This is a genomic window from Micromonospora sp. NBC_01739, from assembly GCF_035920385.1.
GTDB lineage: Bacteria > Actinomycetota > Actinomycetes > Mycobacteriales > Micromonosporaceae > Micromonospora.
Genome location: NZ_CP109151.1, coordinates 2,012,697 through 2,039,632, shown reverse-complemented (window position 1 = coordinate 2,039,632; position 26,936 = coordinate 2,012,697). Strand labels below are relative to the sequence as shown.

The 26,936-nt window shown below is 69.7% G+C and carries 17 protein-coding genes; 15 read left to right on the top strand and 2 right to left on the bottom strand.

What is annotated here, in order from left to right; all coding sequences use genetic code 11:
* Positions 1-21 precede the first annotated feature (21 nt).
* Positions 22-1,674: a glycoside hydrolase family 27 protein gene (locus OIE53_RS09070; RefSeq protein ID WP_393339239.1), complete on the bottom strand. Its 1,653-nt coding sequence runs from the start codon at positions 1,672-1,674 to the stop codon at positions 22-24.
* A gap of 853 nt (positions 1,675-2,527) precedes the next feature.
* Between OIE53_RS09070 and araB the strand changes: the two genes are divergently transcribed.
* From araB to OIE53_RS09025, 9 genes are all read left to right on the top strand, one after another.
* Complete coding sequence (gene araB, locus OIE53_RS09065; RefSeq protein ID WP_327026148.1) at positions 2,528-4,213, top strand: ribulokinase; 1,686 nt, start codon at positions 2,528-2,530, stop codon at positions 4,211-4,213.
* Positions 4,210-4,884 (top strand): L-ribulose-5-phosphate 4-epimerase, encoded by a 675-nt coding sequence (locus tag OIE53_RS09060; RefSeq protein WP_327026147.1) that lies wholly within the window; start codon positions 4,210-4,212, stop codon positions 4,882-4,884. The genes araB and OIE53_RS09060 overlap by 4 nt, the downstream gene beginning before the upstream one ends.
* Positions 4,885-5,012: 128 nt before the next feature.
* The gene (locus OIE53_RS09055) at positions 5,013-6,020 is read left to right on the top strand and encodes an ABC transporter substrate-binding protein (protein ID WP_327026146.1); all 1,008 of its coding nucleotides are present in this window, start codon (positions 5,013-5,015) and stop codon (positions 6,018-6,020) included.
* 188 nt (positions 6,021-6,208) lie between these two features.
* The gene (locus tag OIE53_RS09050; RefSeq protein WP_327026145.1) at positions 6,209-7,750 is read left to right on the top strand and encodes a sugar ABC transporter ATP-binding protein; all 1,542 of its coding nucleotides are present in this window, start codon (positions 6,209-6,211) and stop codon (positions 7,748-7,750) included.
* A gap of 17 nt (positions 7,751-7,767) precedes the next feature.
* On the top strand, positions 7,768-8,811 hold the full coding sequence (locus tag OIE53_RS09045; RefSeq protein ID WP_393339477.1) for an ABC transporter permease: 1,044 nt from the start codon (positions 7,768-7,770) through the stop codon (positions 8,809-8,811).
* Positions 8,808-9,797: a galactofuranose ABC transporter, permease protein YjfF gene (yjfF, locus tag OIE53_RS09040; RefSeq protein ID WP_327026143.1), complete on the top strand. Its 990-nt coding sequence runs from the start codon at positions 8,808-8,810 to the stop codon at positions 9,795-9,797. The genes OIE53_RS09045 and yjfF overlap by 4 nt, the downstream gene beginning before the upstream one ends.
* A 27-nt stretch (positions 9,798-9,824) precedes the next feature.
* Positions 9,825-11,327 carry an L-arabinose isomerase gene (gene araA / locus OIE53_RS09035; protein WP_327026142.1) on the top strand — a complete coding sequence of 501 codons (1,503 nt, stop codon included), beginning with the start codon at positions 9,825-9,827 and terminating at the stop codon, positions 11,325-11,327.
* Between the two features lie 338 nt (positions 11,328-11,665).
* Entirely contained in the window at positions 11,666-13,771 is a 2,106-nt protein-coding gene (locus tag OIE53_RS09030) for an RICIN domain-containing protein (protein WP_327026141.1), read from the top strand.
* A 404-nt stretch (positions 13,772-14,175) separates the two neighbouring features.
* Positions 14,176-15,165 (top strand): LacI family DNA-binding transcriptional regulator, encoded by a 990-nt coding sequence (locus OIE53_RS09025; protein ID WP_327026140.1) that lies wholly within the window; start codon positions 14,176-14,178, stop codon positions 15,163-15,165.
* A gap of 58 nt (positions 15,166-15,223) precedes the next feature.
* Here the strand turns inward: OIE53_RS09025 and OIE53_RS09020 are convergent, their stop codons facing one another.
* On the bottom strand, positions 15,224-17,965 hold the full coding sequence (locus OIE53_RS09020) for a beta-L-arabinofuranosidase domain-containing protein (protein WP_327026139.1): 2,742 nt from the start codon (positions 17,963-17,965) through the stop codon (positions 15,224-15,226).
* Positions 17,966-18,502: 537 nt separating this feature from the next.
* On the opposite strand from OIE53_RS09020, the gene OIE53_RS09015 reads away from it, so the two are divergent.
* The 6 genes from OIE53_RS09015 to OIE53_RS08990 all read left to right on the top strand — a co-directional run bounded on the left by OIE53_RS09015 (position 18,503) and on the right by OIE53_RS08990 (position 26,808).
* Positions 18,503-19,639: a glycosyltransferase family 39 protein gene (locus OIE53_RS09015; RefSeq protein WP_327026138.1), complete on the top strand. Its 1,137-nt coding sequence runs from the start codon at positions 18,503-18,505 to the stop codon at positions 19,637-19,639.
* Between the two features lie 189 nt (positions 19,640-19,828).
* Positions 19,829-21,664, top strand: a complete 1,836-nt coding sequence (locus tag OIE53_RS09010; protein WP_327026137.1) for a glycosyltransferase family 2 protein — start codon at positions 19,829-19,831, stop codon at positions 21,662-21,664.
* Positions 21,652-22,782 (top strand): glycoside hydrolase family 26 protein, encoded by a 1,131-nt coding sequence (locus OIE53_RS09005; RefSeq protein ID WP_327026136.1) that lies wholly within the window; start codon positions 21,652-21,654, stop codon positions 22,780-22,782. Before OIE53_RS09010 ends, OIE53_RS09005 begins: the two co-directional genes overlap by 13 nt.
* A gap of 132 nt (positions 22,783-22,914) precedes the next feature.
* The gene (locus OIE53_RS09000; protein ID WP_327026135.1) at positions 22,915-24,189 is read left to right on the top strand and encodes an MFS transporter; all 1,275 of its coding nucleotides are present in this window, start codon (positions 22,915-22,917) and stop codon (positions 24,187-24,189) included.
* A gap of 97 nt (positions 24,190-24,286) precedes the next feature.
* Positions 24,287-25,183 (top strand): bifunctional helix-turn-helix transcriptional regulator/GNAT family N-acetyltransferase, encoded by an 897-nt coding sequence (locus tag OIE53_RS08995; protein ID WP_327026134.1) that lies wholly within the window; start codon positions 24,287-24,289, stop codon positions 25,181-25,183.
* The gene (locus tag OIE53_RS08990; RefSeq protein WP_327026133.1) at positions 25,180-26,808 is read left to right on the top strand and encodes an isovaleryl-CoA dehydrogenase; all 1,629 of its coding nucleotides are present in this window, start codon (positions 25,180-25,182) and stop codon (positions 26,806-26,808) included. Before OIE53_RS08995 ends, OIE53_RS08990 begins: the two co-directional genes overlap by 4 nt.
* Positions 26,809-26,936: the final 128 nt, after the last annotated feature.

Here is a 26,936-nt window from a genome sequence, read left to right as displayed (position 1 = left end):
GGGGTGGGGGTTAGGGGGCTGCTAGGTGCGGGTCCAGCGTTGGTTGGGGGCGGTGTGGCAGGTCCAGACGATGACGGGGGTGCCGTTGGCGGTGCCGTTGTTGTTGACGTCCAGGCAGAGGTTGGGGGAGCGGACGTTGCTGATGGTGCCGTTGCCGTTGAACGTCCACTGTTGGTGCGTGCCGCCGTTGCAGTCCCAGATCTGCACCGGGGTACCGGGGGTGGCGGTCGGGGAGATGTCCAGGCACTTGCCGAGCACCTGGAGGGCCTGACCGTTCTGGGTGAAGCTCTGGTTGCTGGCGGTGTGACAGTCCCAGATCAACGTCGCGGTGCCGTTGGCGGTGCCGCTGTTGTTGACGTCCAGGCAGCGGCCGGCCGACTCACTGCGTAGCCGGAAGGTGGGCGGCGGGGGCGGGGGAGTGGTCGTGGTGCCGCCGCTGACCCGGTAGACCACCGTGCCGTGCGCCGGCACGCTGGCCGAGATCGTCCCGGTGCTGGTCGAGGTGGTGTTGGTCCAGGCGTCCCGCAGGGTGAACGAGGTGCCGGACTTGCCGACGGCCGCCGCCGTGGTGGACACCGTGGTGGTGGAGTTGCCCTGGTTGAACAGGGCCACGGCCACGTCCCCGTTGGCCAGCCGCTTGGCCAGCACCCGGCGGGTGCCGTCGTGGGAGACCTGCACGGCCTGCAGCGCCAGGGGGTCCTGGTTGATGGCCACCAGGTTCTGGTTGCGCAGGATGTCCAGGGTCGCGGCGTTGGCGTTGCGGATGTCGTTGCCCGCGATCAGCGGTGCCGCCATGATCGCCCAGAGGGCGAAGTGGCTGCGCATCTCCGTGTCCGTCATGCCGCCGTTGCCGACCACGAGCATGTCCGGGTCGTTGAAGGAGCCCGGCGAGGCGTACGAGGCGATCGGCACGTTGACGTTGACGATGTTCTGGATGCCCATCGGGTAGCCGTTGGTCTGACCGGTGTTCCAGGCGTTGGTGATGTCCTCCGTGGTCCGCCACATGTTGGCGATGTCCCCCCAGTTGCGCAGGGGGCCGGTCTTCTCGTGGATGCTGTTCGGGTTGATGCTGTAGACGATGGGCCTACCGGTGGCCGCCAGGGCGTCACGCATCAGCGAGAACCCGGCTATCTGGTCGTTGATGGTGCCCCAGGGTGAGCACCAGTCGTACTTGAGGAAGTCCACCCCCCAGGCGGCGAACTGCCGGGCGTCCTGGTATTCGTGGCCGAGACTGCCGGTGGAGCCCGGCCAGGCGCCGAAGTACTGCGCGCAGGTCTTCTCCCGGGGCACCTGGTAGAGGCCGAAGAGCAGGCCACGGGAGTGCAGGTAGTCGCCGAGGGCCTTCATGCCGCTGGGGAAACGGCCGGCATGAGCCTGGAGGTTGCCCTGGGCGTCGCGGTTGGGATCGAACCAGCAGTCGTCCACGACGACGTACTTGTAGCCGAGATCGCGCATCCCGGTGTTGACGATCGCGTCGGCCATCTGCCGGATCAGGGTCTCGTTGATGTTGCAACCGAAGGTGTTCCAGGTGTTCCACCCCATCGGTGGGGTACGGGCCACCCCGTTGTTGAGCGCCTGCGCGGGTTTCGGTGTGTGGAGCCCGTCGACGACGACCGTGGTGAGTGTCAGCACCAGCACACTCAGAACGGCCAACCATCGTGGTCGTGCGCGCATTCGATCCTCCTCGGGACAGGGACGGATGGGTGTCGGTCATGGATCACCGACCGCGGGTCGTCGGGCGGCCCAGACGGTTCGTCGGGTGGGCGCGGGCAGGCATGGCCTGCTCACGGTCAGATGGGTCGGAGTGCCGCCACCCGTGGCGGGGACGCCGGCGCCCAGAGATCGAGTCAGCCGGGTGTCGTGCGGCGACGCCGGCGGTGACGGTGGTGGTTCTCCCGGACAGGGCCCTCCGATGTCTGGGATGTTATCGCTGACATCCAGTTATGTAAATCACCGTCAATGTCTGCGAAACGCCGGATCGCTGCTTGATCAAAAGAGGCTGGACGGCGGAGAAATCGGTGAATTCCCATGTGGGAGCGATTCGGATATGCCGTTCTGCGGCTTTCCGAAGCGGCGCGGCAGGGTCGTCGGTTTGATCCACTCAGCCACACCTGCGATCGAAGGATGTTAACGCTCATATGAGGGCGTGAAGATCCGTCGCGGCGCCTCGATGCGGGTGCCGGGCGGGCCGGCGAAGGGTCCGCGGGGGAGGTTCGTCGTCCGGGTGGCACCGAGGGACGCGCCGCCGGGGATCGGGGCGGCGGGGTGATCCGTCCCCTGAGGGTGGTCGGAGACGTCGCGGCAGGCGTCGACCGGTGTGGATGAAATGGGCGACGGCTGGCAGGGTCGTACCTCTGGCGCGGGACCCGGCGGATGTCGCAAGGTGGGTGGTGCAGGTGTCGGTTCGGCCGGTGTCAGGTGGTCACGACGGGCCCCGTACTCCGTTACGGAGCTGTTGCCGGACGGTGTCTTGACGACGCCTGATGTGAGCGTTAACACTGAGGTCCGTCATCGGCCGGAGGTGAGCATGAGCGGTGTGGACGAAGTCGGCGACCGGTATGTCGTCGGCGTCGACTACGGGACCCTGTCGGGGCGGGCCCTGGTGGTCCGCGTACGCGACGGAGCCGAGCTGGGGACGGCGGTGCACGAGTACCGCAACGCCGTCATCGAGTCCACACTGCCCGATGGTGGTCCACCCCTGCCCCCCGACTGGGCCCTGCAGGACCCGCAGGACTACCGCGACGTGCTGCGCCACGCCGTACCGGCGGCCGTCGCCGCCGCAGGGGTCGATCCAGGCCAGGTGGTCGGCATCGGCATCGACTTCACCGCCTGTACGGTCCTGCCGACCCTCGCCGACGGCACCCCGCTGTGCGAGCTGCCGGACCTTCGGCACCGTCCACATGCCTGGGTGAAGCTCTGGAAACACCACGCGGCCCAGCCGCACGCCGACCGGATCAACGCCCTGGCCCACGAACGCGGCGAGCCCTGGATCGGCCGCTACGGCGGCAAGATCTCCGCCGAGTGGCAGTTCGCCAAGGGATTGCAGCTGCTGGAGGAGGACCCGGAGGTCTACCGGCGGGCCGAGCGCTTCATCGAGGCCGCCGACTGGATCGTCTGGCAGTTGTGCGGCGTCGAGACCCGCAACGTCTGCACGGCCGGCTACAAGGGCATCATGCAGGACGGGCGGTACCCCTCGACGGACTACCTGACCGCCCTGAACCCCGACTTCGGTGACTTCGTGACCAAGCTGGACGGTCCGCTGATGCCGCTGGCCGGCAAGGCCGGTGAGCTCACCGCCCAGGCCGCCGCCTGGACCGGCCTGCCGCAGGGCATCGCGGTGGCCGTCGGCAATGTCGACGCGCACGTCACCGCCGCCGCCGCGCAGGCCCTGGCGCCGGGCCGGCTGGTGGCGATCATGGGCACCTCCACCTGCCACGTGGTCAACGGCGCCCACCCGGCCGAGGTGGCCGGGATGTGCGGGGTGGTCGACGGCGGCATCAGCGCCGGGGCCTGGGGCTACGAGGCCGGCCAGAGCGGGGTCGGGGACATCTTCGGCTGGTTCGTCAAGCACGCCGCCCCGGCCGGGGTCGCCTCCCACGAGCGACTCACCGAACTGGCCGCCGCCCAGCCGGTCGGCGCCCACGGCCTGGTAGCCCTGGACTGGTGGAACGGCAACCGATCCCTGCTGGTCAACCACGATCTCAGCGGGATGATCGTCGGCCTGACCCTGGCCACCCGCCCGGAGGACGTCTACCGGGCGCTGCTGGAGGCGACCGCGTACGGCACCCGCATGATCATCGAGGCCTTCGTCGAGGCCGGGGTGCCCGTCGACGATCTGGTGATCGCCGGTGGGCTCACCTCGAACGAGTTGCTGATGCAGATCTACGCCGATGTCACCAACCGGCCGCTGGGCATCATCGGCTCCGCCCAGGGGCCGGCCCTCGGCTCGGCCATCCACGCCGCGGTGGCCGCCGGGGCGTACCCCTCGATCCACGAGGCCTCGCAGGCGATGGGCCGGATCAGCGCGGCGGTCTACCGCCCCGACCCCGACCGGGTACGCGCCTACGACGCCCTCTACGCCGAGTACCGCACCCTGCACGACCACTTCGGTCGCGGCGCCAACGACGTGATGCTGCGGCTGCGGGCGATCCGGAACGCGGCCGCCGGGTCGGCCGGGTCGACGAACGAGACCGCGCTGGAGGTTGTCGCATGATCGAGCGTGAGTTGCGGGAGACGGTGGCTCGGCTGCACGGTGAGCTGACCCGCTACGGGCTGGTGGCCTGGACGGCCGGCAACGTCTCCGCCCGGGTACCCGGGCGGGACCTGATGATCATCAAGCCGAGCGGGGTGGACTACGACGACCTGTCCGCAGACAACATGGTGCTCTGCGACCTGGACGGGATGCCGGTCGAGGGTGACCTGTCCCCGTCGAGTGACACGGCCGCGCACGCCTACGTCTACCGGGCCATGCCGGAGGTCGGCGGGGTGGTGCACACCCACAGCACGTACGCGACCGCCTGGGCGGCCCGGGGCGAGGCGATCCCCTGCTGGCTGACCGCCCAGGCGGACGAGTTCGGCGGGGAGATCCCGGTGGGCCCCTTCGCCCTGATCGGCGGGGACGACATCGGCAAGGGGATCGTCAGCACCCTGACCGGGCACCGCTCGCCCGCGGTGCTGATGCGCAACCACGGGGTCTTCACCATCGGGCGGACCGCCCGGGCCGCGGTCAAGGCCGCGGTGATGTGCGAGGACGTGGCGCGAACCGCCCACCTGGCCCGCGCCCTGGGGCAACCGGTGCCGATGGCCCAGGCCGACGTGGACGCCCTCTACGACCGCTACCAGAACGTCTACGGCCAGCGTCCCGCACCGGTGGCGAACACCTGACCCGGGTCGCGGCCCGCCCGGGTCGCGACCGACTACGCGCACCCGCGCACAGACACCACACCACAAGTACGCCACTCCGCCTGCCTCGGCCGGCGGCGTGGAACCCGCACCCCACCCGAGGAGATCCGATGAGAAACATGCGAATGTCCCTCGCGCCTCGGCGCGCAGTCGCGGCGCTGGCCGCCGTGCTTCTGGCCGGCGGCATGGCAGCCTGCGGCAACAGCGACACCGGGACCGACGGAGGAGGAAGCGGCGACGACAAGATCGTCATGGGCTTCTCCCAGGTCGGCGCGGAGAGCGGCTGGCGGACGGCCAACACCAACTCCATCAAGGAGGCGGCTGCCGAGGCGGGCATCGACCTGAAGTTCGACGATGCCCAGCAGAAGCAGGAGAACCAGATCAAGGCCATCCGCAACTACATCCAGCAGAAGGTCGACGTGATCGCCTTCTCGCCGGTCGTGGAGTCGGGCTGGGACACCGTGCTCAAGGAGGCCAAGGACGCCGGCATCCCGGTCATCCTGACCGACCGCGCAGTGGACTCGGCCGACAAGTCGCTGTACAAGACCTTCCTCGGTTCGGACTTCGTCAAGGAAGGCCGGTTGTCGGGGGAGTGGCTGGTCGAGAACTCCAAGGACGCGACCGGTGACGTGAACATCGTCGAGCTGCAGGGCACCACCGGCTCGGCCCCGGCCAACGACCGCAAGAAGGGCTTCGCCGAGGCGATCGCCGCCGACCCCAAGCTCAAGGTCATCGCCTCCCAGTCGGGTGACTTCACCCGCGCCGGCGGCAAGCAGGTCATGGAGCAGTTCCTCAAGGCCCACCCGAAGATCGACGTGCTCTTCGCGCACAACGACGACATGGGTCTGGGTGCCCTAGAGGCGATCACCGCAGCCGGCAAGGAGCCCGGCAAGGACATCACCATCATCACCATCGACGCGGTGAAGGACGGCATGCAGGCCCTCGCCGACGGCAAGTTCAACTTCATCGCGGAGTGCAGCCCGCTGCTCGGCCCACAGCTGATGGACCTGGCCAAGAAGATCCACGCGGGTGAAGAGGTGCCGCCGCGGATCGAGACCGAGGAGACCACCTTCACCCAGGAGCAGGCCAAGGAGGCCCTGCCCAACCGCAAGTACTGATCGACGCCCGGGGTCGCCACGCTGACTGGTGGCGGCCCCGCCGCGTCACCCGCTTCCCCGACGGACCGGCGGCACGACACCTCCGGTGCCACGTCCGCCCGGCCGACCCCTGAAGGGGCGGTCGGGCGGACGTCACGGGAAGGCCGTAGCCCCCGAAACGACCCAAACCCAGAAGAAGGCCTGATGGGATGACGGATAGCCGTCCGGTCCTGACGATGACCGGGATCAGTAAGTCCTTTCCCGGAGTGCGTGCACTCCACAATGTCGACTTCCGGCTCTTTCCCGGTGAGGTGCACGCCCTGATGGGCGAGAACGGCGCCGGCAAGTCGACCCTGATCAAGGTGTTGACCGGGGTCTACGGCATCGACGAGGGCACCATCACCCTGGGCGACGAGCAGGTGGCCTTCTCCGGCCCGATGCAGGCCTCCGCCGCCGGGGTGAGCACGGTCTACCAGGAGGTCAACCTCTGCCCGAACCTCTCCGTGGCGGAGAACATCTTCATCGGGCGGGAGCCCCGTCGCCTCGGCGCCGTCCGCTGGGGCGAGGTGCGCCGCCGGGCCCGGCAACTGCTGGCCCGCCTGGATCTGGACATCGACGTCACCGCCCCGGTGGCCAGCTACTCCCTGGCGGTGCAGCAGATGGTCGCCATCGCCCGGGCCATCGACGTACAGGCCCGGGTGCTGATCCTCGACGAGCCGACCTCCAGCCTGGACGCCGACGAGGTGGCGCAACTGTTCCGCATCATGCGTCAGTTGCGCGACGAGGGGATCGCGATCCTGTTCGTCACCCACTTCCTCGACCAGGTGTACGGCATCGCCGACCGGATCACCGTGCTGCGCAACGGCACCCTGGTGGGTGAGTACCCGATCGGGGAGCTGCCGCAGCTGGCCCTGGTCGAGAAGATGATCGGCAAGGAACTCGACGTCCTGGAACGGCTCGAGGAGCAGCCCCGACGGGAGTTGGCGGCCGTGGAGGGCGGCACCCCCTTCGTAGCGGTCTCCCAGCTGGGCCGTAAGGGCGCGGTGGCCCCCTTCAGCCTGACCATCCATCCCGGTGAGGTGGTCGGCCTGGCCGGTCTGCTCGGCTCCGGTCGGACCGAGGCGGCGCGGCTGTTCTTCGGCGCGGACCGGGCCGACCGCGGCGAGGTGACGGTCAACGGCAAGCCGACCAGCCTGCGCAACCCGGTCCAGGCCATCGACAAGGGCATCGGCTTCTGCTCGGAGAACCGCCGCGCGGAGGGGATCATCCCGGACCTGACCGTTCGGGAGAACATGATCCTGGCGATGCAGGCCGCCCGGGGCTGGCTGCGCCCGATTCCGCGGCGCCGCCAGGACGAACTGGTCGAGCAGTACATCAAGGCGCTCAGCATCCGCCCCGCCAACCCCGACCTGCCGGTACGCAACCTGTCCGGCGGCAACCAGCAGAAGGTCCTGCTGGCCCGCTGGCTGATCACCGAGCCTCGCCTGCTCATCCTGGACGAGCCGACCCGTGGCATCGACATCGGCGCCAAGGCTGAGATCCAGAAGCTCGTCGTGCAGCTCTCCGACGGTGGCATGGCCGTGCTGTTCATCTCCGCCGAACTGGAGGAGGTGCTGCGGCTGAGCCACAAGGTCGTGGTGATGCGGGACCGGGAGATGGTCGCCCAGCTCGACAACGACGACACCCTGGACGCCGAGCGGGTCATGCAGACCATCGCCAGCGGATCGATCAAGCAGGAGGCGAAGCCGTGAACGAGCGTCTCAGGTCGATGGCGACACACCGGCTGTTCTGGCCGGTGATGGTCCTCGTGGTGATGCTGGCCGCGAACACCGTCTACCGTCCCGGCTTCCTGGCCGTCGAGGTCAACAACGGGCACCTCTACGGCACTCCGATCGACATCCTCCGGTTGAGCGCCCCGCTGATCCTGGTCGGGCTGGGCATGACCCTGGTCATCTCCACCGGCGGCATCGACCTGTCGGTCGGTTCGATCTGCGCCATCAGCGGCGCCATCGCCTGCCTGCACATCAGTCAGGCGCCGGATCAGAACAGCATGGTCACCGTGTTCACCGCGCTGGCCATGGCCCTGGGTGCCGCACTCGTGCTCGGCGCCTGGAACGGGGTACTGGTCTCCGTGATCGGCATCCAGCCGATCATCGCCACCCTCATCCTCATGGTGGCGGGCCGGGGTCTGGCCCAGTTGGTCACCGAGGGGCAGATCATCACCATCAACTCGGGGCCGTACCGGGCGATCGGGTTGGGCCACTTCCTGACCCTGCCCTTGGCGATCTTCATCGCGTTGGGTGCGGCCCTGCTCATCGCGGCGCTGACCCGGCGTACCGCCCTGGGCATGATCATCGAGTCGGTGGGCGGTAACCGGGAGGCCAGCCGACTGGCCGGCATCCGGTCGGCCCGGATGGTCTTCCTGGTCTACGTGGTCAGCGCGGCGTGCGCGGCCGTCGCCGGCTTCATGATGACCGCGAACGTCTCCAGCGCCGACGGCAACAACGCCGGTCTCTGGGTGGAGCTCGACGCGATCCTCGCGGTCGTCATCGGCGGCACCTCCCTGGCCGGCGGCCGGTTCTACCTCAGCGGCACCATCCTCGGTGCGCTGATCATCCAGACCCTCACCACCACGGTGTACGCCATGAACATCTCCCCGCAGACGGCCCTGCTGTTCAAGGCGGTGGTCGTGATCGCGGTCTGCCTGATCCAGGCACCGGCCTTCCGCGCCAAGTTCAGTCGACGCAAGCGGGGTACCCCGCCCCCGCCGGCCCCGACCCCGCAGCGTCAGAAGGAAGAGGTGACGGCGTGACCACGACCTCGCTGACCACCGGCCCGAGTTGGGCCCGGCTGCCCCGGCGTCACGTGCCGGTGCTGGTCACCCTCGCCCTGCTGCTGGTCATGTACGGCATCGGGGTGTCCCAGTACCGGGCCTTCTCGAACATCCAGGTCATCTTCAACGTCTTCATCGATAACGGTTTCCTGCTCGTGGTCGCCGTCGGGATGACCTTCGTGATCCTCACCGGCGGCATCGACCTGTCGGTCGGCTCGGTGGTCGCGATGACCGCGATGGTCTCGGCCTGGTTGCTCCAGTCCGGCCTGCCGGCGTTGCTGGTGCTGGTCATCGCCCTGCTCATCGGGCCGACTCTCGGGTTCCTGATGGGTTGTGCGATCCACTTCTTCGACATCCAGCCCTTCATCGTGACATTGGCCGGGATGTTCTTCGCCCGGGGCATGTGCACCTTCATCAGCGACTCCTCGATCCGGATCACGGACGGGTTCTGGACCACGATGGCGCAGCACCGGATCGGAGATCCCCGAGGCAACTTCGTCTCGGTCAGCGTCCTGATCGCCTTCGCGGTCGTCCTGATCGCCGCGTACGTGCTGGCCTACACCCGGTTGGGGCGCAACGTGTACGCCATCGGCGGCAACCCCCAGTCGGCCCTGTTGATGGGGCTGCCGGTGGGGCGTACCCGGATCCTGGTCTACACCATCAGCGGGCTCTGCTCGGCGATCGGCGGGATCCTGCTGTCCTTCTACACCCTGTCCGGGGCGCCACTGATCGCGGTCGGCATGGAACTCGACGTGATCGCGGCCGTGGTGATCGGCGGTACCGTCCTGACCGGAGGAGCGGGCTACGTCTTCGGCACGGTGCTCGGGGTGCTGGTGCTCGGCGTGATCCAGACCCTGATCACCTTCGACGGCAGCCTCAACTCCTGGTGGACCAAGATCGTGATCGGAGGTCTGCTCTTCGCGTTCATCCTGTTCCAGCGCCTCATCGGCATCCGCTACAAGTGACCGCCCCTCTCGCGGAAGGCAACCCCCATGGCAGCACAACCTGAACCCGAGGTCTGGTTCCTCACCGGAAGCCAGGCGATGTACGGCGAGGACACCCTCCGCCAAGTGGCCGAGCAGTCCCGTCAGATCGCCGCCCTGCTCGACGACTCGCCGCACATCCCCGCCCGGGTGGTCTGGAAGCCGGTCCTGACCACCAGCGCCGACATCCTGAAGGTCTGCCAGGATGCCGGCGTGCAGGGGGCGGTCGGGGTCATCGCCTGGATGCACACCTTCTCCCCGGCGAAAATGTGGATCACCGGCCTGGACGCGCTGCGTACCCCGCTGCTGCACCTGCACACGCAGGCCAACGTCCAGCTGCCATGGCAAGAGATCGACATGGACTTCATGAACCTCAACCAGGCCGCCCACGGCGACCGGGAGTTCGGGTTCATCCAGACCCGGCTCGGGGTGGCCCGCAAGACGGTCGCCGGGCACGTCACCGACCCCCGGGTGGTCTCCCGGGTCGGCGCCTGGACCCGGGCGGCGATCGGCTGGTCGGCGATGCGTTCGCTGCGCCTGGCCCGCTTCGGCGACAACATGCGCGACGTGGCGGTGACCGAGGGGGACAAGGTGGAGGCCGAGCTGCGCTTCGGCGTCTCGGTCAACACCTACGGGGTCAACGACCTGGTAGCCGTGGTCGACCAGGTCGCCGAGGCCCAGATCGACGACCTGGTCAAGGAGTACGACGACACCTTCCGGGTGGCCGCCGAGTTGCGCCCCGGCGGCGACCGGCACGACTCGCTGCGCTACGCCGCCCGGATCGAACTGGGGTTGCGTACCTTCCTGGAGGCCGGCGGCTTCCGCGCCTTCACCACGAACTTCGAGGACCTCGGGGGTCTGCGGCAACTGCCCGGCATAGCGGTGCAGCGGCTGATGGCCGACGGGTACGGCTTCGGTGGCGAGGGTGACTGGAAGACCTCCGTGCTGGTGCGCACCGTCAAGGCGATGGCGGTCGGCGCGCAGGGTGGCACCTCCTTCATGGAGGACTACACCTACGACCTCACCCCGGGTCAGGAGATGATCCTCGGGGCGCACATGCTGGAGGTGTGCCCGACGATCGCCGCCGGGGTGCCCAACGTCGAGATCCACCCGCTGAGCATCGGTGGCCGGGAGGACCCGGTCCGCCTGGTCTTCGACGCCGAACCCGGCCCGGCCGTGGTGCTCGGTCTGGCCGACATGGGGGAGCGGTTCCGGCTGGTCGCCAACGAGGTCGACGTGGTGCCACCCCCGCAGCCCCTGCCCCGGCTGCCGGTGGCCCGGGCCGTCTGGCGGCCCCGCCCGCACCTGGCCGGCTCGGCCGAGGCCTGGATCACCGCGGGGGCTCCGCACCACACCGTGCTGTCCCAGGGGGTCGGGGTGGAGGAACTGCACGACCTCGCCGAGATGGCCCGTACCGAACTGGTCGTCATCGACGCGGACACCGACCCGCGTCGCTTCGCCGACGAACTGCGCTGGAACCAGGCGTACTACCGCCTGGCCCGCGGCTTCTGAGCGGGGTGTGACGGGTCCTGCCGCTCGCGGCGGGACCCGTCACCACCGTGGCCGCACGCCCTCGTCCGGGGTCTTCCTCGCGCCACCCGCCCGCCATCGCCGCGGCGCGCGTTACGTCTTGACTAACGTGGTGTTATCGCTCACAGTCGATAGTGACGACGGACGATATCTGCGGCTGTCCGGGCCGCTGCGCGTCTCTCCTCAGTAGCCGATCTCATGTCACCCCCTGGGCACCGGGTGACATGTTAACGATCACATGGGCTGCTGGAGATCACCATGACGCTCGCCGCAGTGCAGGCCGTCCCGGTCGTACGGCTTGTCATTCCCGAAGGAGGATCATGGTTGCCATTGGCGAGGTCTCAGGACCCGCGCCGCGTCGGCGTGGGTGGTGGTCGCGGATGTGGGCGGCGGTGGCGGCGGCGGTGATGGTCGGCGGCACCCTGGTGGCGGTGGCGGCGACACCGGCCTCGGCGGCGACGGTGGACACCAACGCCTGGTACGTGTTGGTCAACCGCAACAGCGGCAAGGCCCTGGACGTCTACAACCTGGCCACCAACGACGGAGCGCGGATCACCCAGTGGTCGCGTAACGACGGAAACCAGCAGCAGTGGCAGTTCGTCGACTCCGGTGGCGGCTACTACCGGCTCAAGTCGCGGCACTCCGGCAAGGTGCTCGACGTCTACAACTTCTCCACCGCCAACGGCGCCTCGATCGTGCAGTGGTCCGACCACAACGGGACCAACCAGCAGTTCCGGCTGGCCGACTCGGCCGGTGGCTACGTACGGCTGATCAACCGGAACTCGAACCGGGTGATGGAGGTGCAGAACGCCTCGACCGCCGACGGCGGCAACATCGTCCAGTACGACGACTGGAACGGCGCCAACCAGCAGTGGCAACTGGTCCGCATGGGCGACGGGCCCACCCCCGGGCCGACGACCCCGCCGCCCACCGGTGGCAACTTCACCAACCCGGTGGTCTGGCAGGACTTCGCCGACGTCGAGGTGATCCGGGTGGGCGACGTCTACTACATGACCGCCTCGACGATGCACTACTCGCCCGGGGCCCCGATCCTGCGCTCCTGGGATCTGGTGAACTGGGAGTTCGCCGGGCACTCCGTGCCCCGGCTGGACTTCGGCACCAAGTACGACCTGCCCCCCGGGCAACAGGCGTACGTGGAGGGCATCTGGGCCTCGACCCTGAGCTACCGGCCGAGCAACCAGACCTACTACTGGGCCGGGTGCATCAACTTCGCCCAGACCCACATCTACACCGCCAAGGCCGTCGACGGCGCCTGGACCCGGCACGCCACCCTGCCCTGCTACTACGACGCCGGCATGCTCATCGACGACAACGACACGATGTACGTCGCGTACGGCAACGGCACCATCAGTGTCGCGCAGCTCTCCGCCGACGGGCGCAGCCAGGTACGCGCCCAGCAGGTCTACCAGACCCCCTCGAGCATCGGCACCCTGGAAGGCGCCCGGTTCTACAAGCGCAACGGGGCCTACTACATCTGGTTGACCCGCCCCGCCAACGGCCAGTACGTGCTGAAGTCCACCAACGGGCCCTTCGGCCCGTACGAGCAGCGGCAGGTGCTGCTCAACATGCAGGGCCCGATCGCCGGTGGTGGCGTACCCCACCAGGGTGGCCTGGTGCAGACCCCGAACGGCGCCTGGTACTACATGGCCTTCACCGACGCCTACCCGGGCGGGCGGGTGCCGACCCTGGCCCCGATCAACTGGACCGCCGACGGCTGGCCCCAGGTGCAGACCGTCAACGGCGCCTGGGGGGTGAACTACCCCAACCCGTTGCCGCTGCGCCCGGTCAAGCCCCTGACCGGGGTGGACACCTTCGCCGGCACCACCCTGGGCCCGCAGTGGGAGTGGAACCACAACCCGGACAACAGCCGGTGGTCGGTGAACGACGGACTGCGTCTGCAGACCGCCTCGGTCACCAACGACCTCTACCAGGCCCGGAACACGGTCACCCACCGCATCCAGGGGCCGACCTCCACGGCGACCGTCGAGCTGGACTACTCCACCATGCGCGACGGCGACCGCACCGGACTGGCCATGCTGCGCGACGTCTCGGCCTGGATCGGGGTCCGCCGCGACAACGGGCAGACCCGGGTGGTCATGACCAACGGACTGACCATGAACAGCAACTGGGACACCACCAGCACCGGCAGCGAGATCGCCAGTGCGGCGGTCTCCGGCGGGCGGATCTGGTTGCGGGCCAACGCCGACATCCGGCCGGGATCGGGTCGGCAGGCCCGCTTCTCGTACAGCACCGACGGGGTCAACTTCGTCTCGTTGGGCAACGCCCTGACCCTCAACAACAACTGGACCTTCTTCATGGGGTACCGGTTCGCCATCTTCAACCACGCCACCCAGGCCCTGGGAGGTGCGGTGACGGTGCGACGCTTCGAGCTGGCCACCCCCTGACCTCGCTCAACACACCGCTCTCGGACTGGGTACGGCGTTCTCCTCCGGCAACGCCGCCCACCGGGCACCGGTGACGCGCGGGTGGCGCCCACGCCAGGGCGCCACCCGCGCGCTGCGTGATGCGGCCCGCATCCTTCGCGGGGAGGCCGCCATTGATCAGGGCAATCGAAAACCCCGTTCACTGATCGGAGATGAGATATCCGGGTTGGGCGACTGACCTGTCGGCGATAGATGTCCCTGCTGTCGTAGACTGTGCGTGATCTAGCGAAAACCACCCCGGCTGGCACGGGCCGGCGTGGGCGCCGCGAGAGGGATCGTGAATCAAAGCCGCTCCGGTCAGCGTCGACGGGTCGCGGCGACCCACGGGCATGCGGGAGTGTGAGATGGCCGTACGCGATCCTGCGATGACGGACGTGGCTCGCCTCGCTGGCGTCTCCCACCAGACGGTTTCGCGAGTGCTCAACGGCCACCCCAACGTGCGGGAACAGACCCGGCTGCGGGTCCAGGCGGCAATAGCCGAGCTGGGCTACCGGCCGAATCGGGCGGCGCGTGCGCTGGTCACCGGTCGCTCTCAGGTGATCGGTGTCGTCGCGCAGAACACCACCCTCTACGGGCCGGCATCACTGCTGGCCGCCTTGGAACAGACCGCCGCGGAGGCCGGCTTCGCGGTCAGTGTGGGCAGCGTCAGCGACCTGGACCACCGGTCCATCTCCGCGGTCGTCGAACGGCACCTGGCCCACCGGGTCGCCGGCATCGTGGTGATCGCTCCGGTGGAGTCGGCCGGCGAGGCACTGGAACGGCTGCCCCACGATGTGCCGCTGGTGACGGTCGACGGTGATCCGCGTCGGCCGATGCCGCTGGTGACGGTGGACCAGGCCGCCGGAGCCCGAGCCGCTACCCAGCATCTGCTCGACGCCGGTCACCGTACGGTCTGGCACGTCTCCGGGCCGTCGGACTGGTTCGACAGCGCGGGCCGGATCGAGGGCTGGCGGGCGGCCCTGCTGTCGGCGGGGGTCGAGATCCCGCCGCTGGTGCCGGCGGACTGGTCGGCGGCGGCCGGTTACCGGTGCGGGCAGATGCTCGCCCGGATGCCGGACGTGACCGCCGTCTTCACCGCCAACGACCACCTGGCCCTGGGGGTGCTGCGGGCCCTGCACGAGCACGGCCGCCGGGTGCCGGACGACATCAGCGTGGTCGGCTTCGACGACGTGCCGGAGGCGGCGTACTTCATCCCACCGCTGACCACCGTCCGACCGGACTTCGTAGCGGTCGCGCGGGCCAGCCTGGAGATGCTGCTGGCGCAGATCGAGTCCGACAGCGGCGGCGCCCTCCGGGAGACCATCGCACCCTCCCTGGTCTCCCGCCAGTCCGTAGCCCCCCCACCCCACCGCTGACCCCGCGCCCCCTCCCTCCACCAGGGCGGGGGTGGGGGAGGGGGTGCGGGGAGAGGGGTCAGATGAAGCGCCAGCGGTGGTCGGAGGCGCCGTTGTCGTCCCAGATGACGATCTGGGTGCCTTGGCTTGATGAGGCGTTGAGTACGCCGAGTACCCGGCCGCCGTTGGCGGACTGGATTCGGAAGTAGCCGTTCGCGCCGTACCGCAGCCGCCAGCGGTGGGCGGTCGAGCCGTTGTCGGCCCACTGCACCACCCGGGCACCGGCGGCGCTGCTGCCGTTCTCCACCCCCAGCACCTTCCCGCTGTGCGAGTTGCGGAACCGCAGGTAGCCGCCGCTGTCCACGATCGCGGTCCAGAGGTGGTCGGCGGTGCCGGTGTCACCCCATTGGATCACGAGGCCGCCGTCGGTGGTGGACATGTTCTGGACCCCGAGCACCAGGCCGGTGGCCAGGTTCTGGATCCGGCGGGCCCCGTTGGGGATGAACCGCCACTGGTTGTCGAGGGTGCCGTTGTCCGGATCCTGCACCACCCGGGCCCCCTGGGCGGTGGAGCCGCTCAGGACGGCCAGCAGTTTGCCGCTGTTGCCGTTGCGGATCTTGTGGGAGCCGTCGCCGGCGTCCACGATCGTCCACCGGTGGTCGGCCGTGCCGGTGTCCGACCATTGCAGGACCTGCGCGTTGTCGGCGGTGGACATGTTCTGTACGCCGAGCACCTTGCCGCTGTTGGCGTTGCGGAACCGGACCGCGCTGCCGTCGACGATCAGCTGCCAGTCGTGGTCGGCGGTGCCGTTGTCGGCCCACTGCAGCGCCGGGGCCCCGTCGGCGGTGGACATGTTCTCGATGCCGAGCACCAGGCCGCTGGCGGCGTTGGCCAGCCGGAAGGTGGCCCCGGCCGGGCCGGTGGAGCCACCGGTGCTCCAGTAGACGGTGTAGTTGTGCCCGTGCGCGTCGTAGAACGGGATCAGGTTGACCTGCGCGTTGTTGGCGGTGGCGGTGAAGGTCAGCGCCGAGCCGCTGGTGCGGGTGACCGAGGCGGTGGCCAGGGCGGGCAGGGCCGACAGGGCGGTGTTGCCGTAGTTGCCGGAGAGCACCGCCGGGCCGTACCGCAGCGCCACGACGTTCGGGTTGTCGTTGGCCGGCTCCGCGACCACCCGCATCGGCAGCCGTACGGTCACCGTGTCGCCGGAGGTCCAGGACCGGGTCAGGGAGGCGTACGTGCCGGGGGTGGTGGCGATGTTCTGCACGGTGCCGTTGACGCTGACGGTGGCGTCCTGGGTCCAGGCCGGGATGCGGATGCGCATCGTCCACGAGCCGCCGACCGTGCCGGTGACCGTCAGGGTGCTGGTGTCGCCGGCCGGGAAGTTGGTCGACTGGGTGACCGTGATGCCGCGCTGGGACCAGTTCAGCACCGAGGGCATGAACAGGTTCACCGTCAGGGTGCTGCCGTTGTGGAAGTAGATCGAGTCCATCAGGGTGGTGTTGCTCTCCAGGCCGGTGCCCTGACAGCACCAGAAGGAGTTGTAGTCCGTACTCCAGGTGCCGCCACCCCAGGCCGGTCCCACCCCGCGCCGTCCGCCCGGCTGCAGGGGGGTGAAGTAGGTGATGTGGCCGTGGTTGTCGGCCGGGTTCTGCGCGCCGATCAGGTGGTTGAGCAGGGCGCGCTCGTAGAAGTCGAAGTACGCCACCCGGTTCGGGTCGAGCAGCCACAGCTCCCGGGTGAGCTTGAGCATGTTGTACGTGTTGCAGTGCTCGCAGGTGTCGTTGCGCAGGTACCCGGAGATGGCGTTCGGGGCCCGGAAGTGTTCGGCCTGGCTGTTGCCGCCGATGGCGTACGTGCGGGTGTTGACGGTCAGGTTCCAGGCGTTGTTGGCGATGTCGCGGTAGCGGGTGGTGCCGGTGGCCTTGAACTCGCGGGCCGCCCCGATCCACTTGGGGATCTGGGTGTTGGCGTGCAGCCCGTTGAGCTGGTCGGAGTTGGCGGCCAGGGGGTTGAACACGGCGGCGTGGTCGAAGCGCTGGGCCACGGTCAGCCAGCGAGCGTCGCCGGTCTGCTGGTACAGGTCGGTCAGCACGGCGTTCATGCCGCCGAACTCGGTGCCGAGCATGGCCTGCATCTGGGCCGAGCTGAGCCGCCCGGTACGCCAGTCGACCCACCCGGCCAACGCCAGCAGCACGTCGCGGGCCTGGTTGTTGCCGATGTGCCGCCACACGTCGAGCAGGCCGACGAGGGTCTTGTGGATGGTGTAGTACGGCACGTTGCCGTTGCTGAGGGTGCGGGCCTCCACGGCGGTGAAGTCGGATTCGGGGTAGCCGCAGAGGTAGCCGGGGTTGAAGCCGGCGGCCGGATTGTTGGCCTGACACCTCGCCAGCTCAGCCACCAGGTAGTTGGCCTTGTCCCGGCAGGTGGTGTCGCCGAGCACAGCCCACATGTGTGACCAGGCGGTCAGGAAATGTCCCTGGGAGTGGGTGCGGAACGGGAAACTGGGTGCCTCCCAGCCGCCGAGGGCCGCCGCTCCGGCGGTGGACAGCCGGTGGTTGGCGCGGAAGTTGTAGAGCAGCCGGTTCACGTCGACGAAGCGCAGGTAGTTCAGGGTGCGGTTCTGGTTGTCCAGCCAGCGGCTGGCGGTCAGTCGCACCTGGCCCATCTCGAAGGGGTACGCGCCCACCCCGAGGTCGGGGCGGACCGGCGGGAGGGCCGCGCTGGCGGTGCCGCCGCCCAGGGCGGGGCCGACCGCGGTGGCCAGGGCGGCCGCGCCGGCGGCCTGGAGCACATGTCGACGGTTGAGGGACGGGTAGGGCATCACGGCCTCCGCAGTTGCGGGTGAGGGGGTGGCGGTACGTGCACGACCCGGGCCGGGAATTCGGTGCTACCCGGGCCGGTGGACCGTTACGAGGTGATTTGGTAGGTGGCGTGGCGGTGATCGGTGGTGGGGCACGGCGGAGCGTCGGAGACGGCGGAACCGCAGGCGATCCACGAGCGTCCGGCCGGGTGGTGTGCGTCCGCGGCGGCGGGGTGCCCTCGCCCGTCTCCACGGATGGAGTTCCGAAGCATTATGCATCGGCATCGATGTTATCGCTAACATATGGGTTCCGGTGACGGGTGCGCAAGCCTCGGGTTTCCGGCCGGACACGGGGACGAGATCCTCCCGCAACACGCCTGGTGTTCACGTCGGTCGGCGGGGGAGGTGCGGCGGGCATCGTACGGCGACCTGCTCAGGCGACCAGAGTTGTTCGTCGCTTTAGTGATGTGAGTACCGGTTTGGGGGCTTTTGTGGGCATAGTGCCCTCGGTGGTGAGATCCGTTCAATACGCTCCTGGATCCAGGGGAAGCCACGGAGATGCGTGAGGGACAGATGAAGGACGCCGACACCATCGTCCTGCCCCGAATCGATGTGCCGGAGGCCGCCGAGGACCCCTGGGGGGAGGGTCACGGCGAGGCGCCGGGCGAGCCGGTGAACGGTACCCGCCGAATGAGGCTGGCCGCCTGGCTGGTGCCGGCACTGCTGATGGGCGCGCTCGTCGCCGTACGGGCGGACGCGCCCGGGCCGCGGGTGGCGGAACTCGCGACCTGGGCCGGGTCGACATCGTCCTGGCGGGACACCTGGTCGATGCTCGGCTCAGGCGACGCCGTGCCCTACCACCTGCTGCTGCGGGCCTGGGCGGAGTACTTCGGCACCTCGGAGTCGGCGCTGCGGGGACTCTCCGTCCTCGTCATGGCCATAGCGGCGGCGCTCGTCGGAGCGCTGGCCGCCCGGATGTTCGCACCGGGCACCGGTGTCCTGGCCGGCGTCATCTTCGCCCTGCTGCCGACGTCCGCGCGGTACGCACAGGAGGCCCAGCCGTACGCACTCACCCTGCTCGCCGCAGTCCTCGCCACCTGGCTGCTCCAGGCCGCCGTGGATCGGCCGAGGCTCTGGCGCTTCGTGCTCTACGCCGCCGTGGCGGGTCTGCTGGGCCTGTGTCAGGTGACCGCACTCCTGCTCCTCGTCGGACACGGCTGGACCGTGCTCGCCTTCCGGCGCGAAGTGGCGCTGCGCTGGCTGGCCGCTGCGGTGCTGAGCGCGCTGCCCGGGGTCGGCCTGCTCTCGCACGCCACGCGGCAGGGGGTATCGCTCGCGCAGACGTCGAGCCCGAGCCTGACCGAGTTGGCCGCGACGCCGGGAGAACTGTTCGGCGTCACCGCGCTGGGTGCGGTGCTGCTGGTGCTGGTGCTGTTCAGCCTTCCGCTGCGCTACCCCGCCGCCGTGTTCACCGCCTGGGTGGCCGTGCCGCCGCTGGCCCTGCTGCTCGTTGCGCAGGCGACACCGACCTGGCGGCCGGAGTTCATTCTGTTCACGCTTCCGGCCTGGGCGACGCTCGGCGCGGCCGCGCTCGCACGATGCGCGTCCGCTTGTCGGCGGGTGTGCTTCTGGCGATGGCCGGGCGACGGTCCGCGACGCGTCGACGGGACTCATGTCGGCCCTGCTGGTGGATGAACAAACAGATATGTAGCCCTTTGGGGGCGAGCCAAGCTATCTGAGAAGTTTGCCGGTATCTGTCCCTACGATCAGCATGGCCGGGTTCGTGAAGGCCAGGGAACTGCGACCCTTGGGGGCAACGTGGGCGTCGGGACCGATACACGCCTGTCTCGGGACGTGGCGGAGAGGCCGCCCGGAAACGGGCCCGTGGAGAGCGCCGCGGTCCGGCCGTCACCCGCCCGACGCCCCGACCGTCGGCAACTCAACATCAGTGCTCGCATCGCGTACGCGAGTTGCGGGGCGAGCGCCGGAACTCTCGTAGCGCCTCGACATCCGCAGGCGGCGGTCGAGTTCCGATCCGTCCTGTCGCCCGCGGCGCGGCTCGTACTGACCCTGCTGGTCCTCGTCAACAGCGCGGCCGGACTACTGCTCGTCGGCTGGCTGCTGCTTCCCCAGCACGTACCCGGCTCCGGCGCAGCCGGGTTCGGCGACTGGCAGACCGCCGTGGCCCGGCTCGGCTTCTGCGTGATCGTCGGCGTCGAACTGATCCGCCTCGCGCAGAACATGGTCGTCTGGGTGTTCGCGTACCACGCCAAGGACCCGATTCCGGTCGATCCTCCGGTCGGCCTGCGGGTGGCGCTGCTCACCACGATCGTGCCGAGCAAGGAGCCGATCGACGTCGCCGAGCGGACCCTGCGGCGCATGCGGCAGATCGTCTACTGCGGGCAGGTCGACGTCTGGATCCTCGACGAGGGCGACGATCCGGCGGTGAAGGAGATGGCCGCGCGGCTCGGCGTACGCCACTTCAGCCGCAAGGGACGACCGGAGTACAACCAACCCGACGGAGAGTTCCGCGCCAGGACGAAGTCCGGCAACCACAACGCCTGGCGGGCCGAGCACGAGCACCACTACGACGTGGTCGCCAACGTCGACCCGGACCACGTGCCGCTGACGAACTTCCTGGAGCGCACGCTCGGCTACTTCCGCGACCCGGACGTCGCCTTCGTGGTGACGCCACAGGTGTACGGCAACATGCACCAGAACCTGGTCGCTCACGGTGCGTCCGTCCAGCAGTACCTCTACAACGGACTGATCGCCCGCGGTGGCAACGGACTGGACGCCCCACTGCTCACCGGCACCGGCCACCTGTACCGGCCGTCCGCCTGGCGCAGCATCGGCGGCTACCAGGATTCGATCATCGAGGACCACCTGACCAGCATCCGGATCCACGCTGCGGTGAACCCGCAGACCGGCAACCAGTGGAAGGGCGTCTACACCCCCGACGTGGTGGCCATCGGGGAGGGCCCGACATCGTGGGCGGACTACTTCAACCAGCAGAAGCGATGGGCGGCGGGCATCTGCGAGATTCTGGTCCGCCCCGAGCTGCGGGCGCCGCGCGAACTGCGGTCCCGACGGCGCTGGCACTACCGGCTGCTCCAGTTCTACTACCCGAGCGTCGCGGTCAGTCTGTTGCTGGGCAATTTTGCCACCGCCGCGTACCTGCTCACCGGGGTGAGCGCGGCCCGGCTCGACATCGCCGTGTGGTCGGTGCTGTGGGGCGCCACCATCTGCACCTGGTTCGTGCTCTGGCTCTGGTTGCGTCGATTCAACATCGCGCCGCACGAGCGGGAGGAGATCGGCCTGGTCGGCATGGCGTTGGCGCTGTTCGCCGGCCCGATCTACGTGGCGGCTGCCGTCGGTGCGCTGCTGCGCCGCAAGCTCGGATTCGTGGTGACCGCCAAGGGCGGGCTACGCACCACCGAATCGCTCGGCACCTTCCGGCTGCACCTGTGCTGGGCGGCCTTCGCCGCCGGCCTGCTCGCCGTGAGCTTCATGCTGGAACACGGCCGCACACCGCTGCGGGTATGGCCGGTCCTGACCCTCCTGACCGGCCTCGCCCCACCGCTGATCGCGTGCGGGTCGGCTCTCCTGGCCTGGCGTGCGCGCCGCGCCGGTCCGACCGGGCGTCATGCCGTCCGCAGCCGGCGGGTCCGGGCGACGGCACCGGTGGTCGCTTCCCGGGAGGTGCCATGGCACGGCTGACTCTGCCGCGGGTCGCCATGTCGCTGGTCGGCGCGCTGCTGCTGGCGTACGCCTTCGCGATCGCACCGGGCACCGGGTCCGGGAGGCGGGAACCCGCCCCGTCGGACCAGGCGGCGGTACGCGAACCGAGCCCTTCGCCATCCCCGCCGGAGGTCTTCCCGCCGACGAAGAAGGTGTTCATTGGCATCGCGACCAAGGAGGGACCGCACGACTTCACGCCCGTGGACACCTTCACCGCGACGGCGAAGCACCATCCACAGGTCATGCTCTTCGGTTCCGGCTGGGCGACCGACACCTTCGACCGGACGCTGTTCGACGCGGTCCGCGACCGGGGCATGCTGCCGATGCTGGCCTGGGAACCATGGGACTACCGGTTGGACGAGGAGGCCCGCAAGAAGGGGGCCGCCCGCGGCACGATCGACCGGCTCCGCTCCCGTCAGCCCGACTACCGGTTGTCCCGCATCACGCGCGGCGACTTCGACGACTACCTGCGCACCTGGGCTGAGGGAATCAAGGCACTCGACTACCCGGTGGCCATCCGGTTCGCCCACGAGATGAACGGCAACTGGTACCCCTGGTGCGAGAGCGCCAACGGCAATCGGCCGGGCGACTACGTCAAGGCCTGGCGCCACCTGCACGATCTGTTCAAGGCCGCCGGAACGACCAACGTGATCTGGGTGTGGAGCCCGAACGCCAGATGGGACGGCTCGACGCCGAAGCTTTCCGAGCTCTACCCCGGGGACGACTACGTCGACTGGATCGGCATCTCGGGCTACTCCGGCATGGGCGCCTTCTCGAAGTACCGGTCCTTCGACGCGATCTTCAAGGAGACCATCGGGGAGATTCGAGCCTTCAGCGCCAAACCGCTGGTCATCACCGAGACCGCGGCCTCCGACATCGCCGGCCGCAAGGCGGAATGGATCACCGAGACCTTCCGGCTGCTACCCGGGTACGAGGACATCATCGGGCTCATCTGGTTCGAGGTGAACAAGGAACAGGACTGGCGGATCGTCAGCTCCCCGGCCGTCTCGACGGCCTTCGCCCAGGCCGTATCCGATCCGCGCTACCGCTTCACCTGGTCGCCCGAGATGCTCCCGCGCACCGAGTCGGCCGACTGACGCTTGCCCGCCGGGGCCGCTCCCGTGCCGGCTTGACCCTCGACCGGGTCGAGGCCGGACAGTGCCGGACGCGAGATGCCGACCGGCGCCACCCCGGCGCCGGTCGGCGCGATGCGGTGATCGGGAGGAACTGTGGCGGCGACGTCTACCGGTAGGGCGCCAACGAGCGGCAGTGCGAGGGCGGTGCCGGGCGCGTACTGGGCATGGCTGGGCGGGACGACGCTGTCCCTGGTCGGCGTTCAAGCCATGGCGTTCGCGATGGCCTGGGTGGCGGCCGGAGAAGGTGGCGGCTTCGCCGCGCTGGTGCTCACCGCCGTCAACCTGCCCCGGGCCCTGCTCCTACTGGTCGGCGGTGCGGTGGCCGACCGGCTGGGCGCCTGGACCGTCATGGTGGTCTCGGACGCGGCGATGGTCGTCGTCACCGTGGCGTTGGCCGCCGCCGTGTGGTCGGCGGCGAATCCGTGGCTGCCACTGCTGCTGGCCGCCCTGGCCATCGGGGTCGTGGACGCCTTCTACCTGCCCAGCACGGGCTCGATGCCCCGGCGGTTGGTGGCACCGGCCGGGTTGGCGCGGGCGATGTCGGCCCGACACCTTGCCGGTCAACTAGCCATGTTCGTCGGGCCGGCGGCGGGCAGCCTGCTGCTGGCCGCCCTCGGGCTCGCCGCAGTGGCGCTGGCCAACGCCGCCGGCTTCGCCCTGATGCTGCTGGTCCTGATGGTGCTTCGGGCGGCCCTGACGGTGCGGCCGGGCGAGTCGCCGGGCCAGCCGGCTGGGCAACTGCCGGGCCGGCCGGTGGCGCAGCCACTGTGGCGGGCCGCCGTGGACGGACTGCTGCTCGCCGCCGCGCATGCCGTACTGCGGCCCGCACTGCTGCTGGTCGGGGTGGCCGCCGGTTTCCTGCTGCCGGTGTCCGGCCTGCTCGTACCGTTGCTCGGGCGGGAGCGGATGTGGTCGTCGTCGGCCACCGGTGCGGTCGTCGCGGCGTTGGCGCTGGGCACCGCGACCGTCGCGATCCTCGTGCTGGTGCGTGGCGCCCTGCCCGACCCCGGTCGGGTCAGCGGTGCCGCGCTGCTGGTGGCCGCCGGTGGCGTGGTCACTCTGGCGGCGGCCGGTTCGTTGCCGACCTCGGTCGCCGCCGGGATGGTGATCGGTGTCGGATCGGGTGGCTTCGCCACCCATGTCGGCCCGTTGATCCTGGCCGTCGCCCCGGACACACACGTGTCCCGGGTGCAGTCGGTGCTGGTGCTCGTGCAGAGCCTGCCGCTGCTGCTCACCCTCAACGTGCTCGGTTCGCTCGCCGAGGTCGTGCCGGTGGCGGCGCTGCTGTACGGCTGCGCCGGTGTGCTGGCCGTGGCGGCGGTGACGGCACTGACCTCGCCATCCCTGCGCCGCGCCGACCGGCGGTGACCGGCGTTGGGCTCTCGGCTGCCCGGTGGGGTGCTCCGGGTGTCGAGTGCGGACCAGCCCTACCGATGGGCAGAATAGTTGACTAAAGTCAGACAACATGGAGCGTGAACTGGTGGATGTGGTGCGGGGCTTCAACCGCACGGTGACCCAGCGCGTCGGAGCGCTGGACGACAAGTTCCTGGCCCGCGACCGGCCCCTGGCCCAGTCGCGGCTGCTCTGGGAGATCGGCCCGGCCGGGGCCGAGGTGGCGGCGCTGCGTAACCGGCTCGATCTCGACGCGGGCTACCTCAGCCGGCTGCTGCGCACCCTGGAGGGCGCGGGACTGGTGACGGTGACACCGGCCGAGGGCGACGGACGGGTACGCGTGGCCCGGCTCACCGAAGCCGGCCGGGCCGAGTGGGCGCTTCTCGATCGCCGATCCGACGAATTGGCCTGGTCGATGCTCGCCCCGCTGACCGTCGGCCAGCGTGACCGGCTCACCACCGCGATGAACGAGGTGCAACGGCTGCTGATGGCCTCCATGGTCACCGTCGAGGTCTGCCCGCCGACCGATCCGCGCGCTCGTGCCTGCCTGCGGGCGTACGCGGGGGAGCTGGCCGAACGCTTCCCGGCCGGGTTCACCCTGGACACCGACGACGACCACCAGTTCCTCCCGCCCGCCGGGGTGTTCCTGGTAGCCACCCTCGCCTCGGAGACGGTGGGCTGCGGCTCGGTACGCTTCGACCCCGACGGGACCGCCGAGATCAAACGCCTCTGGGTCTCCGGGTCGGTACGCGGGCTCGGCGTCGGCCGACGACTGCTCACCGAGCTGGAGAAGCACGCCGCCGCGGCCGGTGCGGACTGCGTACGCCTGGACAGCAACCGTGCCCTGACCGAGGCCATCCGGCTCTACCGCAGCGCCGGATACGAGGAGATCCCGCGGTACAACACCAGCCCGTACCCTGATCACTGGTTCGCCAAGCAGCTCCACCGCGCACCGGAGGCGTCCCCGTGACCACACACGAGGTGGCCAACCAGGTCCCCCCGCTGGTCGACTACGACACCGCGGACGATCCGGCACTGCTGGAGGGCCTCGTCCGGGAAGGTGCCGACTGGGCCGTCGGTGAGGTCCACGACCTCGGTAGGCTCGCCGGCAGTCAACCCGCTCTCGAGCACGGCCGGTTGGCCAACGAGTACCCGCCGGTGCTGCGCACCCACGACCGCTACGGGCACCGCATCGACCAGGTGGAGTTCCACCCCTCCTGGCACGCGCTGATGCGTACCGCCGTCGAACATGGCCTGCACGCCGCCCCCTGGGCCGACGAGCGGGCCGGGGCGCATGTCGCCCGCGCGGCCAAGTTCTACACCTGGCGTCCGGACGCCGGGCACGGCTGCCCGATCTCGATGACCTACGCGGCGGTGCCCGCGCTGCGCCACGCCCCGGACCTGGCCGCCGACTACGAGCCGCTGCTGACCACCCGGACGTACGACTTCGGGCTGCGCCCGCCGCGCGCCAAGCGGGGGTTGCTGGCCGGCATGTCGATGACCGAGAAACAGGGCGGCTCCGACGTACGGGCCAACACCACGGCCGCCCACCCGCAGCCCGACGGCAGCTACCGGCTGGTCGGGCACAAGTGGTTCACCTCCGCGCCGATGTGCGACCTGTTCCTCACCCTCGCCCAGGCACCCGGCGGGCTGACCTGCTTCCTGGTGCCCCGGGTGCTGCCGGACGGCACCCGCAACCCGATGCGACTGATGCGCCTGAAGGACAAGCTGGGCAATCGCTCCAACGCCTCCGCCGAGGTCGAGTACGAGCACGCGGTGGCCTGGCGGGTAGGTGACGAGGGTCGGGGCGTACGCACCATCATCGACATGGTCAACCTGACCCGGCTGGACTGTGTGATCGGCGCGGCCGCCGGGATGCGCCAGGGGGTGATCACCGCCGTGCACCACGCCGCGCACCGGCGGGCCTTCGGCCGGGCCCTGCTCGACCAGCCGCTGATGCGCAACGTCCTGGCCGACCTGGCGATCGAGTCCGAGGCCGCCACCCTGCTGATGATGCGGCTGGCCGGGGCCACCGACCGGGCCGCCCGGGGCGATCAGAGCGAGGCGGCCTTCAAGCGGATCGCCCTGGCGATCGGCAAGTACTGGGTCTGCAAGCGCTGGCCGGGACACGCCGCCGAGGCCCTGGAATGCCTGGGCGGCAACGGGTACGTCGAGGAGTCCGGCATGCCCCGGCTGTTCCGCGAGTCGCCGCTGAACTCCATCTGGGAGGGCTCCGGCAACGTGGCCGCGCTGGACGTGTTGCGCGCGCTGGCCGGTGCACCCGAGGTGCTGGCGGCGTTGCGCGCCGAACTGGAGGCCGCCGCCGGGGCCGACGCCCGCCTGGACGCGGCGGTACGCCAGGTCGAGGCCGCCCTAGCCGACCCGGCCGACCGGGAGGTACGTGCCCGGCGGCTGGTCGAGCAGTTGGCCCTGGTGTTGCAGGGTGCCTTGCTGGTGCGCCACGGCCACCCGGCGGTAGCCGACGCCTTCTGCGCCTCCCGACTGGCCGCAGACCGGGGCCACGCCTACGGCACCCTGCCGCCCGGCGTCGACTTCCCCACCATCCTCGCCCGCGCCACCCCGACGTTGAGCTGACCCCGCCCGCTGCCCCTGCCCTGTTCACTGCGGGCAACCCGGCACCCAGACCACAACGCCACCGGCCCTGTCGAGCTGACCCGCCTGCGCTATCAGGCTGCGGGGCTGGCTTTGGGTACATCTGTTGT